At 60.3% G+C, this 13039-nt stretch carries 16 protein-coding genes; 5 read left to right on the plus strand and 11 right to left on the minus strand.

The annotated features are described in order from the left end of the window. Positions 1 to 12: 12 nt before the first annotated feature. Positions 13 to 759 (minus strand): ferredoxin reductase, encoded by a 747-nt coding sequence (locus tag CDQ91_RS08380; protein ID WP_088472246.1) that lies wholly within the window; start codon positions 757 to 759, stop codon positions 13 to 15. After that, positions 752 to 1282 (minus strand): molybdopterin-dependent oxidoreductase, encoded by a 531-nt coding sequence (locus tag CDQ91_RS08385; RefSeq protein WP_237245886.1) that lies wholly within the window; start codon positions 1280 to 1282, stop codon positions 752 to 754. The genes CDQ91_RS08380 and CDQ91_RS08385 overlap by 8 nt, the downstream gene beginning before the upstream one ends. A 794-nt stretch (positions 1283 to 2076) precedes the next feature. Here CDQ91_RS08385 and CDQ91_RS08390 point away from each other — a divergent pair. Genes CDQ91_RS08390 through CDQ91_RS08405 form a run of 4 tightly spaced genes read left to right on the plus strand, consistent with a single transcriptional unit; the run spans position 2077 to position 4658 of the window. Further along, on the plus strand, positions 2077 to 2367 hold the full coding sequence (locus CDQ91_RS08390; RefSeq protein WP_088472248.1) for a DUF2218 domain-containing protein: 291 nt from the start codon (positions 2077 to 2079) through the stop codon (positions 2365 to 2367). 49 nt (positions 2368 to 2416) lie between these two features. Beyond that, the gene (locus CDQ91_RS08395) at positions 2417 to 2887 is read left to right on the plus strand and encodes a peroxiredoxin family protein (protein ID WP_088472329.1); all 471 of its coding nucleotides are present in this window, start codon (positions 2417 to 2419) and stop codon (positions 2885 to 2887) included. A gap of 2 nt (positions 2888 to 2889) precedes the next feature. Then, positions 2890 to 3381: a DM13 domain-containing protein gene (locus tag CDQ91_RS08400; protein ID WP_088472249.1), complete on the plus strand. Its 492-nt coding sequence runs from the start codon at positions 2890 to 2892 to the stop codon at positions 3379 to 3381. Continuing rightward, complete coding sequence (locus tag CDQ91_RS08405; RefSeq protein ID WP_237245887.1) at positions 3378 to 4658, plus strand: MFS transporter; 1281 nt, start codon at positions 3378 to 3380, stop codon at positions 4656 to 4658. Before CDQ91_RS08400 ends, CDQ91_RS08405 begins: the two co-directional genes overlap by 4 nt. Positions 4659 to 4680: 22 nt before the next feature. Here CDQ91_RS08405 and CDQ91_RS08410 read toward each other — a convergent pair whose 3' ends face one another. The 7 genes from CDQ91_RS08410 to CDQ91_RS08440 form a co-directional block, all read right to left on the minus strand. Next, positions 4681 to 5133 carry a hypothetical protein gene (locus CDQ91_RS08410; protein ID WP_088472250.1) on the minus strand — a complete coding sequence of 151 codons (453 nt, stop codon included), beginning with the start codon at positions 5131 to 5133 and terminating at the stop codon, positions 4681 to 4683. Between the two features lie 80 nt (positions 5134 to 5213). Beyond that, positions 5214 to 5819 carry a hypothetical protein gene (locus tag CDQ91_RS08415; RefSeq protein WP_237245888.1) on the minus strand — a complete coding sequence of 202 codons (606 nt, stop codon included), beginning with the start codon at positions 5817 to 5819 and terminating at the stop codon, positions 5214 to 5216. Positions 5820 to 5881: 62 nt separating this feature from the next. Beyond that, a complete protein-coding gene (locus tag CDQ91_RS08420) occupies positions 5882 to 6850 on the minus strand; it encodes a magnesium and cobalt transport protein CorA (protein WP_088472252.1) in 969 nt (322 codons plus the stop codon). Then, the gene (locus tag CDQ91_RS08425; protein ID WP_088472253.1) at positions 6847 to 7551 is read right to left on the minus strand and encodes a glutathione S-transferase N-terminal domain-containing protein; all 705 of its coding nucleotides are present in this window, start codon (positions 7549 to 7551) and stop codon (positions 6847 to 6849) included. Before CDQ91_RS08425 ends, CDQ91_RS08420 begins: the two co-directional genes overlap by 4 nt. Positions 7552 to 7689: 138 nt before the next feature. After that, positions 7690 to 8229, minus strand: coding sequence for a peptide-methionine (S)-S-oxide reductase MsrA (msrA, locus tag CDQ91_RS08430; protein ID WP_088472254.1), 540 nt, complete (start codon positions 8227 to 8229; stop codon positions 7690 to 7692). A 1-nt stretch (position 8230) separates the two neighbouring features. Further along, a complete protein-coding gene (gene msrB / locus CDQ91_RS08435) occupies positions 8231 to 8674 on the minus strand; it encodes a peptide-methionine (R)-S-oxide reductase MsrB (protein WP_088472255.1) in 444 nt (147 codons plus the stop codon). A gap of 142 nt (positions 8675 to 8816) precedes the next feature. Beyond that, positions 8817 to 9692, minus strand: coding sequence for a LysR family transcriptional regulator (locus CDQ91_RS08440; protein WP_174688487.1), 876 nt, complete (start codon positions 9690 to 9692; stop codon positions 8817 to 8819). A 320-nt stretch (positions 9693 to 10012) separates the two neighbouring features. On the opposite strand from CDQ91_RS08440, the gene CDQ91_RS08445 reads away from it, so the two are divergent. Next, the gene (locus CDQ91_RS08445; RefSeq protein ID WP_088472257.1) at positions 10013 to 11239 is read left to right on the plus strand and encodes a bifunctional alpha/beta hydrolase/OsmC family protein; all 1227 of its coding nucleotides are present in this window, start codon (positions 10013 to 10015) and stop codon (positions 11237 to 11239) included. Between the two features lie 470 nt (positions 11240 to 11709). Here CDQ91_RS08445 and CDQ91_RS08450 read toward each other — a convergent pair whose 3' ends face one another. Together CDQ91_RS08450 and CDQ91_RS08455 are read right to left on the minus strand one after the other, a co-directional pair. After that, entirely contained in the window at positions 11710 to 12582 is an 873-nt protein-coding gene (locus CDQ91_RS08450; RefSeq protein WP_237245889.1) for an NmrA family NAD(P)-binding protein, read from the minus strand. Next, complete coding sequence (locus CDQ91_RS08455; RefSeq protein WP_237245890.1) at positions 12548 to 13003, minus strand: nuclear transport factor 2 family protein; 456 nt, start codon at positions 13001 to 13003, stop codon at positions 12548 to 12550. The genes CDQ91_RS08450 and CDQ91_RS08455 overlap by 35 nt, the downstream gene beginning before the upstream one ends. Between the last annotated feature and the right edge of the window lie 36 nt (positions 13004 to 13039).

The following is a 13039-nucleotide window of genomic DNA, read 5'->3' on the forward strand; positions in this document are numbered from 1 at the left end:
GAGCATGCGCCACTAGCCACCATAGCGCTCGGTTTTGATTATCGAGGGATCGAGCCCGGCCCGCAGCGCGCCCTCGGTCGCGATGTTGACGAAATCGTTGGATCCGCAAACGAATATCTGTGTGGGCTTTCGGTGAAGCCGGGCGAGAACCTCTTTGACCATGGCGCTGTCGATCCGCCGCCCGAAATCCGATGCGCGGATCGGATCTTCGCGCGTGATCGCCAGCGCCAGGACGAACGCGGCATCGTTGATTTCGACGGAATGCAGTTCTTCCGAAAACAGAACATCCTCAGCCGTGCGCGCGGAAAGGAGCAGCGCCGTTGGCACGGCCGGGTCCTGCGTGCTGCGGTGCCGGATCATCGCCATCAAAGGCACAAGGCCCGATCCTGCCCCGATCAACAGCACCGCATCTACGGCCGGTTCAGGCCATAGGAAGTGCCCGCCGAGCGGACCGCGAAGCTCGATTTCATCGCCGACTATCGCGATATCGTGAAAATAGGCCGATACCTCGCCATCGGGCAGGCGCTCAATAGCGAGCTCTATGATCGGCGACGAGGCTGCCGATGACGCGATCGAGTAACTGCGCATCGCGCTATAGCCATCAGGCGCGGTCAGCCGGACATCGACATGCTGGCCAGCGATGTGCGCGAACGGCCTGCTCAATCGCAGGAAGAAACTCTTGATGCTCGGCGTCTGCTGGACGATTGCCTCGACCATGCAGGATTGCCATGAAACGATTTGCGTGCCGTTGTCAGTCATCGGTGTATCGTTGCTCGCGCCACGGATCGCCGTAAATGTGATAGCCGCGCAGTTCCCAGAAGCCGGCCTCGTCACGCGTCGTGAATTGGAGCGCCTTCACCCATTTGGCGGACTTCCAGAAGTAAAGATGCGGAACCAGCAGACGCGCCGGCCCGCCGTGATCGCGGGTAATCGGCTGGCCCGCAAATTTGAGAGCGACCATCGCTTTCCCGGACAGCAGGTCCGCCAGCGGGACGTTTGTCGAATAATCGTCGTAGGAATGCGCCAGCACGAAATCGGTGGGCCGGTCGAGCCCGGCATCCGCAAGGATGTCCTCGACGAGGACGCCCTCCCATATGGTATCCAGCTTCGACCAGGAGGTGACACAGTGGATGTCCTTGGTCACCTTGGTCTTCGGCAAGGCGTTAAATTCGCTCCAATTCCACACTTTGGCGGGCTTCGGACCGACTTTGACGGTGAATTTCCAATCGGCCAGCTCCACGTTCGGCGTCGGCCCCGCCGTGAGAACCGGAAAATTCTCCACGAGATGCTGACCTGGTGGAATCCGACCGGAATGGTCGCCACTTGACCCGCGACCGGTGAAACCTCTCGTGACCATAGCCCCTCCTTTTTTTGCTCGATGCGACAGTCAAGAACTTGCTTCACTTCAGAATCCCGGCCAGATCCTGATACGCGTGGCCGCGGTACGAACCGATGGCCTGAAGCCGGAAACGCCCGATGCTTCATCGGGATATCGACGATCGCATTTGCGTGAATCGGTGATTTATGCGCATCGACTATAACGCGACCTCAGTCCGATTTCCCAATACCCTATCGCTATAGTTTTTATAGCTTTGAATAATTACGCCCGCATCACGCTGGGGTGAATTCGGCACAGGCGTTAGACTGGCGCGCCGGCTTTCCGGACTGGCTGACGCGGCTCGCAAACTCGTCGGCGCCGCTCAGCGATAGCACGGCAACAAGGTATGGAAACTATGTTCCGCTGCTATTGGAAATAGTCGGTGCATATCTTCATAGTCTAGCGCGCGAAACCCTTCGACCCGTGCGAATTTTCAAAGAATTGGTTATCCGATCGATCGATACTTTGGGGCGCAGCAAGATGGAGACATTGATGAAAGCGGTTGCTGACAAGGTCCTGGGTCCGTCGCCGGGGGTGCTGCGTTGGTCGATCTCGAACGGCCCCAGCCTGTCTCTGCGGGATATGATATTCTGATTGAGGTGAGGGCCGTGCGGTGAACCCAGTCGACTATAAGGTCTGAGGCAAACGACGGCGCTGACCTAGCTATGCGCCCAAACAACAACACCGGGAGTTTTTAGATGATTGAGGCCGAGGCACGCATCGCTACGATCGAATCGAGTAAATATCTGACGAGACTCGCTGAGGCGTGGGTTCACACTTATCCGGTTCGATATGACGCGCTGACAGCCGAAATCCAGCTTCCGGGCGGCGACCTTATATTGACTGCAGACGGCGACAGCCTCTCCTTGAGGCTCGTGGGCAAAGATCGCGAACGTTTCGATGCAACCAAGGAATCCGTCGCCACGCTTGTTGATCGCGTCGCGGAGCACGACACCGGGGTCCGATGCGTCTGGAATGACATATCATGATAGCGCGCACCACTCTGCGCCGCGGTTCTTCATCGCGCTGGAGGATCAGATGAGCATGCTCGAACGACAAGCGCCGGATCTTCGGGTGCAGAAATGGATCGGCGCGGACGGAGAAAGCACCGCGCCGCTCAAGCTGCCGGATCTCGGCTCCGGCCCCAAGATCCTGTTCGCCTTCCAGCACTGGTGCCGCGGATGCCATGTGCATGGCTTCCCGACGCTACAAAGATTGCATAGTGCATTGAGCCCCAGGGGCGTGGGATTTGCGGTGATCCAGACCGTCTTCGAAGGAGCGGATGAAAACACCTTCGAGAAGCTGCGCGTAAATCAGCTTAAATATGCGCTTCCTCTCGCCTTCGGCCATGACGAACCACCGGCCGGCGCGACATTTCCCACCTTCATGGAGGACTATCGCACGCGGGGAACGCCCTGGTTCTCGGTTATCGACGCGGGCGGCCGCATCATTTTCTCGGATTTCCATCTCGATGCGGACAACCTCGTGAAGGACATGGAGCTCGAGTAATCATGCGGCGCTGGTTCATCCTGACCGCCAGCCATCTCGCGATGCTCGGCATTGGTTTTGCGGCCGGCATTTATACTCTGCCAATCCTCACCGCGGCCAAGCCGCCGAACCCGGCAGCCTATCAGGCCATCGAAACCGAAACACTCTACACGGGGCGGCTGGCTCGTGATCTCAAAGGCAGCGACCTGCTGCATTGGGGCGAAGGCGAAGTCCGGTTATCGCGAAGTCGGATCGGTCACATAGGTCATCTCGCACCCGGCCCGGACTACAAGCTCTACCTTGCGCCAAATTTCGTCGATACGAAAGAAGCCTTCCTGTTGATAAAGGACAGGTCGATCCGCGTGGGCGACGTGAAGACTTTCAACGGCTTTATCGTCGACGTTCCTGTCGGGATCGATGTTCGCGACTACAACACGGTCGTCATCTGGTGCGAAGCGTTCGACCAGTTCATCAGCGCGGCGGCGTATCGACCGTCGCGTCAGGCGCTAAAATGAGCCCGGCGATGGATAGCATGCGGTCGGCGGGCCGACGTGGCCTCAAGCTCGCACCCGTGGCGGCGTTGCTGGCGAGCGTCGCGGCGCTGCTGCTGGGCAATGGTTTGCTGGGTACGCTCCTGATCGTCAGGGCCGGCCAGGAGGGCTTCTCGTCCGGCGCGATCAGCGCGATGATGTCGTTCTACTTTGCGGGTTTCACGATCGGCGCGCTTATGTTGCCGCGGATCATCGTCGCCGTGGGTCATGTCAGAACCTTTGCCGGCTTTGCAGCTATCGCCTCGATGACTGCCCTTCTTCATGTCGCGCTCGTGGAACCGATCGCCTGGATCCCGCTTCGCCTGATCACCGGCTTCGCCTATGCGGGCATGATCCTCGCAACGGAGAGCTGGCTCAACGCCCATGCAGTGCCATCCACGCGCGGACAGCTCCTGTCGATCTTCGGAGTCGTCTCGATGGGCTCATGGGCCATCGGCCAGGCCTTGCTCAACGTCGCCCCGCCGGCAGACATGACCTTGTTCCTTATCGTTTCGCTGTTGATTTCCGCGGCGGTGGTTCCGATCACCTTGCTACCCAGCCATCCGCCGGCGCAGGTGACACAGGAACGGGTCGCGTTCAGCGAGCTTGTCCGCGCATCGCCGCTCGCCGCGGCTGGCGCTTTCCTCGCCGGCCTGGCTATCGGCGGTTTTTGGGGCATGGGCCCGAACTTCGCGCAGAGGATCGGACTCGACGTGGGCGGCATCTCCGCTTTCATGGCTGCGGTGCTGGGTGGGACGCTTCTCTTGCAGTGGCCCCTGGGCTGGCTTTCGGATCGCGTGCCGCGGAACCTTGTCATCGCCGCTGCGGCCCTGGCGTCCGCGGCGGCGGCCGTCGGCGTCGCCTTTGCGGTGGAGGCGCCCCTGCCCCTGCTCCTCGCGGCGGGCGCGCTGTTCGGCGGCTTTGGCATCCCGATCTATTCCCTGTGTCTCGCGGTCGCCAACGACGATCTTCCGGCCGGGCGGCTGCTCGGTACCGCCCGCGGGCTTCTGCTGCTCAACGGGATCGGGACAGCCGCCGGCCCCCTTATCGGGGGAGCTGCGATGAATATCGCCGGCCCCGGTGGCCTGTTCCTTTATGCGTCCGCATTGCTTGCCATATTGGCGGTGTTGGCCATCGGGCGCAGGCAGCCAAGGCGCCGCATCGACGCCAAGGCTGCCCGCTCTCCAAGCACACCGATGATCACGGGATCTCTTGATGTGATGATATGCATGGAGTCAGAGGTGAAGGGCGCCCGGCACTAGCGCGCCGGCTGCACCAGGCGTTCTATTCGACATTTTCTACGATGAGGTCCCGGCCGTTGAACTGCACGGTCTCTCCTGCTCGCGCGCCTTCGATCGCCTCGAAGATCGGCGCCATCGTGGAAATACCCATGAACTCACGCCCATCGCAGGTGAACTGGCTCGTTGACACTGCGATCACGAAATGGCGCCCCGACAGTTTGATGACAGCACCCTCCTCCACTGCCGACTTGGGGCCGAAGTCGATCGTCCTGAGCTTTTCAAGTTTATCGGCATAGTCATGCAATGTGTCGTCAAGCGCTTCAGCCAAGTCGCTCGCGACTTCGGCCTGGGCCTGCTCGTCATTCTCGATCGGTTCGCTCCGATCCAGCCGCGCGATGGAAACATAATCCAGATAATTGGTGCGAGCGCTATGCAAAGCGGCGGTCTCCAGCGAAAGCATGGTTTCGCGGATGTGGCTTTTATTCCAGTTCATCATCACCTCGTTGTGTTGCGATAGTTTGATTGTCGGCGTGTCGGCCCTCCCCGCGGAAGGGGCCTCAATGTCTTGCTGACCCGCTATTCGTCGCTCGGGGCGTCATCTCCCTGATAGGGCGCCCTGATCAGCCGGGAATCCCGAATGATGCTTGTCACAAGCCACACATAGGATTGCTCGGCGGTATCGAAGCCGAGAATGCTGAAGGCGCCGCCGAAAGGGCATGGCGGGAAGTCCGGATAACCCTCCCGCAGCACATAACGCTCGGGATCGCGGTCAAACTCATTCTTGTAGACTTTGCGCAGGCCGTGCTTGCTTGGGACATCCTCGTCACCCGCCGACGTCGTTTGCCGATCCGCGACTAGCCGCTCGGAAAGGTCGCGGTGACAGATTTCATCGAACACATCGAACGCGTCGATCAACAGGCCTTTATGATTGGTCGCCGGATCGGTAATCGCGTAGATATTGGACGCGTCTTCCCCATCATCCCCGCTTTCGAGGCGTAAAGCCGCGTCGACGATTATGCCGCACGGATCGAGGGTCGAGCCCAGTTCAAGATCGACGAGATGGCCGTCCTTGACGCGGTATTCGCGGTCGTAGCCCTTCGCGACGAAGGACTGGACTGCGGCTAGGACGTCGGTCACTTGGGATGTCATTGGTGCACCTTGGTTTTGCATGGCATTGGACATGCTCTAATATGAGGTACGCTGTCGCCACTCAGATGTGGGAGATGAAAAGCGACGCGCGCTGTTCATATCCACTTGGCCTTCTTGAACCGGACGAACAGGTACAGGCAGAACATCGTCATCAGCCCGAGTACGACAAAATAGCCATAGGTCGTGTCGAGCTCGGGCATATTTCTGAAGTTCATGCCATAAATCCCGGCGATAGCCGTCGGCACCGCCAATATGGCCGCCCAAGCCGCTAGCTGGCGCGTGGTTACGCCCGTTCTTTGCGCTTCCAGCAGGCTGCTGAATTCAAAGACGGTGGATAAGACCTGCAGGAGCCCATCGACCATGGTCTGCACGCGATCGACATGATCCGCGACGTCGCTGAAATAGGGTCTGATTTCTGAACTGATGCAGGGGAAATGGCCTCGGACGAGTTTCCGGACCAGTTCAGCCATGGCGCTGAGGGTGCGCTGGAAGCGGGTGAGTTCGCTTCTCAACCCGAAGATGCGGTCGATTTCTTCGCGTCCGAGGAAGTCGTCGAGCGATCGTTTTTCCATCGCCAGAACGTCATCCTCGATCATTTCGAAGATGGGAAGATATTGATCGACGATCCGGTGCAGGATCGCATGCAGCACATAATCGACACCCTTGCCGAAAAGTGTTGGCGAAGCCTCGAGTTGCTCGCGAAGATTGCCGAGCGCTCCGCCGTTGCCGTGCCGTACGCTGATGAGATGGTTGTGACCGGTGAAGATCGCCATCTTGCCGTAGCGGATCCGGTCGCCGTCGAGTTCGGCGGTTTGAGCGACGACATATAGCTCGTCATTATAAGCTTCGAGCTTGGGCGGACAGAGCGGGTGCATCGCATTGTCGATCGCCAACGGATGGAGATTATACGTCGTCTGGATCGCGCTGAGTTCGTCGGCGGTGGGCTCGCTCAGTGCTATCCAGCAGAAGCCCGAGCGGTCTTGGTTTAGCTCGACACACTCATCAAGCGCGATTTCACGGACGCGTTTGCCTTCATTATAATAATATGCGGCGATGATGCTCATGCTGGCCTCGCAGGGATGTGCAGGCCGCGCTGCACCGCCGGCCGGGCCAGTCCGCGTCCGAGCCATGCCTGGATGTTCGCATAATCGCCGAGGCCGAGAATGTCGCCGGCCGCATAGACTTCGACCAGCGCGTTCACCCAGCCGAGCGTCGCGATATCCGCGATCGAATAATCGTCGACAAGCCAGTCGCGGCCTTCGAGCTGGCGGTCCAGAACCCCGAGCAGACGCTTGGATTCGTCGATAAAGCGCTGCCGAGGCCGCTTGTCCTCATAATCCTTACCGGCAAATCGCAGGAAAAAGCCAAGCTGGCCGAAGGTCGGCCCGACGCCGGCCACTTGAAAGAATACCCAGGCCAGCGTCTCGTAACGCTGGGCGGGAGCGGTGGAGATTAGCTGGCCCGTTTTGTCAGCCAGGTAGAGGAGGATCGCACCCGATTCCCATACCGCAATGGGTTCCCCGTCAGGGCCAGATGGATCGATGATCGCGGGAATGCGGCCGTTGGGGTTCAACGATAGGAACGCTGGGTCCTTCGACTCGTTGTTCGAGATATCGACCAGGTGGGGTTCGTACGCCAGGCCGGTCTCCTCGAGCATGATCGAGACCTTGACGCCATTGGGGGTGGGAGCGGCGTAGAGTTGCAGGCGATCGGGATGCAATGCCGGCCAGCGCTGCGTGATCGGAAAGGACGAGAGGTCTGGCATAATCTGCGATCCTGTGCTGCGATGGCGACTATATGGACCGACCCGCCGCTCCGCAGCAGGGTTCGATGACCGCGTCGTTGTACGACGCGGTCATGAAAATTGCGAACGGGATCGGCGGAGCGCCAACGGCAGTGAAGCCTAGTGGGCTGCCGTCCCCGCAGCCGGCTCCTCGTCGTCGACCTTTTGGCGCTTCGGAAGCACCCAGCCGGGACGGACGAAGTGGCATGTGTAGCCGCCCGGGCGTTTCTCGAGATAATCCTGATGGTCCGGCTCGGCCTCCCAGAAATCGCCGACCGGCACGACCTCTGTCACCACCTTGCCTTCCCACAGCCCGGAGGCATCCACGTCGGCGATCGTGTCCTCGGCGACGCGCTTCTGCTCTTCGTCGACGTAATAAATACCCGACCGGTAGGACAGCCCGATGTCACCGCCCTGGCGGTTCTTCGTCGTCGGATCGTGGATCTGAAAGAAATATTCCAGAATGTTCCGGTAGCTGGTCACAGCCGGGTCGTAGATGATCTCGATCCCCTCGGCATGCGTGCCGTGATTGCGATAGGTGGCGTCCGGAACGTCGCCGCCGGTGTAGCCGACACGCGTCGATACGATGCCGGGCTGCTTGCGGATCAGATCCTGCATGCCCCAGAAACATCCGCCTGCGAGAACAGCGCGCTGATGCATGTCAGCCCTCCTCTACCTGATCGAGATATTCGCCATATCCTTCGCTCTCCATCTCCTCGCGTGGAATGAAGCGAAGCGACGCGGAATTGATGCAGTAGCGCAAACCTCCGCGATCTGAGGGACCGTCCGGGAACACATGACCGAGATGGCTGTCGGCGTGCACCGATCTGACTTCCGTCCGCACCATACCGTGCGCGTCATCGCGCAGCTCGTTCACATTTGCTGCGACGATCGGCTTGGTGAAGCTTGGCCAGCCAGAACCCGAGTCGAATTTGTCGGCCGAGGCGAACAACGGCTCCCCCGAAACGATATCGACGTAGATCCCCGGCTCCTTGTTGGCGTCATACTCTCCCGTGAAGGGCCGTTCGGTGCCAGACTCCTGGGTGACGCGGCGTTGCTCCGCGGTGAGGCGATCAACAGCTTCTTGCGACTTTTCGAACTTCATGATTGTCTCCGATTTCGATCTGAGAGGGCCTAGACGCCGCTTATCGTGTCAGTCACTGCGCCGACTATCGCAGTGCGCCCGGGATTTATCCAATAGGCTGTGTCTATAGTTTCCATAGCATGGATGCCTTGCTCAACTTGGCTCAATTCCACGCGTAGCCGGCTGCCAACTGGGCGATCTTCCGTATCTCGACGGGTGCCGTGGACCCCGACACCGTCGCGATCACGATTTCGCGCTCCAGGGCAAATCCCTCGATCGGCCGCGTAACGAGACCGGGCGCCGTGGCCGACCGCTCCGGAAGAATACATATGGCGGTGCCATCGGCGACGAAGTGTTGCACCCAGTCCTCGCGGTCCGATCGAAAGCGGGGCTGCATGAGCAGATCCTGCCGCGCGAAGTGATCGAGGATCTGATCGCGAAACTCGCATGTCAGCCGATCGACGAAAGGATACTCGATCAGCTCTTCGCTGCGCACGATTTCGCTGGCTGCCAAGGGATGGTTTGCGGAACAGCCGAGCACGAAGCGCTCCCTGAATAGCGAATGCACATCGAGCTTACGTTCGGGCTTTGTCTCGCGCGGCATGATGCAGGCGTGATATTTTCCGGACAGGATGTCCGAGGTGTCCTCGTTCGGCTGAAGCGCGTGCAGCTTGATTTCGATCGATGGCACCTCTGCAAAGGCACTCTCGAAAAACGCAGCAAATTCCTGCGGTCCCACGGTGGACGCGACGGCGACATCCAGAACGCGGCGCATGCCCATCGCCCAGTTCTCGGAGTGATTGCGAACGCTTCGCATCGCCGTCAGCACGCGCCGGAACTCTATCTCGACATCCCGGCCAAGACCGGTCAGCCGACTGTTCTTCCCGTCGCGATGGATCAGCGGCCCGCCAAGCTCCTCTTCCAGGCGGCGGATCGCGCGGGTCAGGCTCGGCTGCGACACACCGCTCAGGCGAGCAGCCGCCGTGAAATTCAGCGTCTCGGCCAAGTTGATGAAATAGCTGACCTGATTGAGTTCCATAGTCCGTCGATCCATGCGCCTGACTGATGCTTCTTCCGAAAGACCGCGTTCCTGGGAGAGGCGGAATAAGTATGCGCGACGCATATAATCATTATGGTGCGCCTTGTCTATATGCGCCGCGCATATAAAATTTGTCGCGAAACGATGCTTGGAGATGCGCTCCGCTCCATCTGGGGACCACGACACGAAGAGCGTCGCCGCTATCGAAACTATAGACACAGCCGATTGGATAAATCCTGCGCGCGCTGCGATAGTCAGTGCAATGGCCAGCGCATAAGCGGCAGCGTATCGGGTGCCCCTCAGGATAATGAGAGCCTTCTATGGCGGAAAAAACATTCATGTTTGTCGGCGGGGCAGGCACTCAGCTTACCGGTCACCTCGAACCCCCGGAAGGAACACCGCGGGGCTGGGCGATCTTCGCCCACTGTTTTACCTGCGGGAAAGACAGTCGCGCCGCCGTCCACGTCTCGCGCGCGCTGTCGCGCTCGGGTATCGGGGTTTTGAGGTTCGACTTCGCCGGAACCGGGATCAGTGGTGGGATGGGGGGAGAAGTAAGCTTCGCCTCGGACGTCCAGGATCTTCGCTCAGCCGCAACGGCGATGGCGGCGGCGGGTATGTCACCTTCTCTTCTTGTCGGGCACAGTCTGGGCGGCACCGCTGCGATCATAGCCGCTGCCGACTTGCCTGACGTTGCGGCAGTCGCGACGATCGGTGCGCCAGCAGACCTTCAACATATCTTGCGTTTTTTCGGACCAAACGATCTGGATACTATCGCGAGCGAGGGTGAGGCGTCGGTGGATATCGCCGGCAGACCTTTCGTCATACGCCGCAGCTTTCTGGAGGCGCTCGAGGAGATCGACGTCGAGAAGGCTCTAGCCACTCTGCGACGTCCCGTGCTGGTCATGCATTCTCCGCTGGACCAGGTGGTCGGCATCGACCACGCGTCGCGCATTTTCGTCGCGTCCAGGCATCCTAAAAGCTTCATCTCGCTCGACACGGCAGATCACCTTCTCACCGATTTGGCAGACGCGAATTACGCCTCGGCTATGGTGGCAGTATGGGCCAGCCGCTTTCTCCCACCGCTCACGGCGGATCTTCCGCAGGTCGAGATGGCCCAGGGCGTTGTCGCCACCGAAACTCTTGCAGGGACGTTCCAGCTCAAGGTCCGCAGCGGCGAGCACATGCTGTTTGCCGATGAACCGGCGTCGGTGGGGGGCCTTGGAACCGGACTGTCTCCATATGAACTGGTATCCGCGGGCCTCGCAGCCTGCACCGTGATGACGATGCGTCTCTATGCGAACCGCAAGGGCTTTCCGCTCGAACGGGCAAGCACGACCGTGCAGCACGAGAAGGTACCGGACATGATGCCGCCCGACCGGTTCATTCGCACCATCGTCCTCGATGGGCCTTTGAGCGACGATCAGCGCGCTCGGATTGTTGCCATCGCTGATCGATGCCCCGTCGATCTCAGCCTCATCCGGGGTTCGGACGTGCAGACCGAACTTTCGATTACCGGTCAGGCTGCGGATTCCGCGAGGCCGACTTGACCGAAGCGCAGTGTCTCAACATCGATGACCGCCGCGACAACCGAAGCTCTCTCGTAAAGGCACGGGATACCGCGGATACCCTTCCCGCCAGCGCTACTGGGCGATGTCCGCCTGAAGACATGTGATCAGTGCGCGCAGCGCGGGCCGCGTGCGATGCCGCCTGCGATGGTAGAGGCACAAGCCCGGGAAGGCTTGCACACACGGACAAGCACGCCACCGGCAACATGGATGATTGTTTCGCGGTCGTCATAAGATGCGGCGACGCGCGCCGAGTGGCAGCGCTCCCGTTACCCATTTTCAGTCCGAACAGGGCCGCCCCTTACCGATCAGGAAAGTCTCGCGGGAAAACGCGCTTCGACATCACGCCGCTCTCTCATGCCGAGCCTGTTTTCCCGGACCTGTTCTCGTGACAATCAGGCCACTTTTGCTGAGTGCCCAAAAGGCCTGTTCCTCCGGCATATGAGGAGCCTTCAGTCTGTACCACGCTGAAGATATGCCTCGCTATGAGCCGCGAGGAACTGGGTCAGCTTGGTAGGCATGCGTCCCGTTATTTGCTCGACCTCTGTCGTGGTCCTGTCCTCCGACCCATGAGAGATCGCGTCGTCCATGCGCGCAAGCGTGTCCGCATAATGTTCAGGAATGCCGAATCCGGCGTAGCGCTGTGCAAGCTCCTCCACCGATAGCCGGCAGTGGCGGACGGGGCGCTGGGCCACGGCAGTGATTCGATCCGCTACCTCGTCATAGGAGAGAGCTTCAGGACCGGTCAGGATTCTAGCACCTGACGCTAAAGCTGGATCCACCAGGGCTTCGACCGCGACCGCCGCTATGTCGGCGGCATCGATGAACGGGACACGTCCATCCTGCGTCGCCGAGTAAATGCAACCCTCGGTGACGATCGACGGGAGATGCTGGGTAACGAAGTTCTGCATGAACCAGCTCGGGCGCAGGACCACCCAGCGGGGTGCGTTGGCGCGGAGCCACGCATGAACCTCACCCATCATCGGCCCGCCCTCGTCGATAGACGATGCGCTCAGCAGCACCAGCTGGGCCACGTCTTGCTCCACCGCCTGCTCGAGCAGCGGGCGCATGACGGACAGGTGGTCCGTTCGGTCGGTCGGGGCGACCAGGTAGATCGCGCCCACACCGTCGAGTGCAGGACGGTGGGAGGTAACATCCCCCCACTCGAAGCGAACCTGCTCCGGCATCGTGGCGTTGCGGGTTGCGATGCGAGCGTCGACACCGCGCGCCGCAAGCTGCTGCGCAACCAGCGCGCCCGTCTTGCCCGTGCCTCCGGTCACCAGAACTCGATCAACCATGGTCTGATCCTCCTTCGCAAAGAGCATCGACAACCGCGCTGCCGCGAAGCGCGCGCAGGACCACCAGCGGGTTCCAGTAATCGCGATAATGGACGATGCGCCCCGCGTGTGTCCGGATCACAGATATGTAGCGCTGGTCGTAGGATTCGCCGGTTGTGACGCCGCGCCCGAACCCTTCGAACTCCACGATGGTCACATCGGGGTCGGCCGTAGCATGGATGACCGGCTCGCCCATGCGGTCGAAGGCAATCATGTCAGCAAGGCCTTCGAGGTGCTGCGCGATAGCAGCTTTGCCCTCCAGCCGGGTCGCGAGGCCAGGCGGCGAATAAGGAAATTCCATGACCCCGTCGTCGGCCAGCATGTCGAGAAAGGTGGCAGCCTCCGGAGCAAGACGATTTCCCAATGCCTTTCGCAGCATCGCTGAAAAGCTTTTCACATTGTCTGTCATGAACTAATCCCATTCCGTTGGAACGGTAGCGTTCCG

The organism is Sphingopyxis witflariensis, assembly GCF_002205635.1.
GTDB classification, from domain to species: domain Bacteria; phylum Pseudomonadota; class Alphaproteobacteria; order Sphingomonadales; family Sphingomonadaceae; genus Sphingopyxis; species Sphingopyxis witflariensis.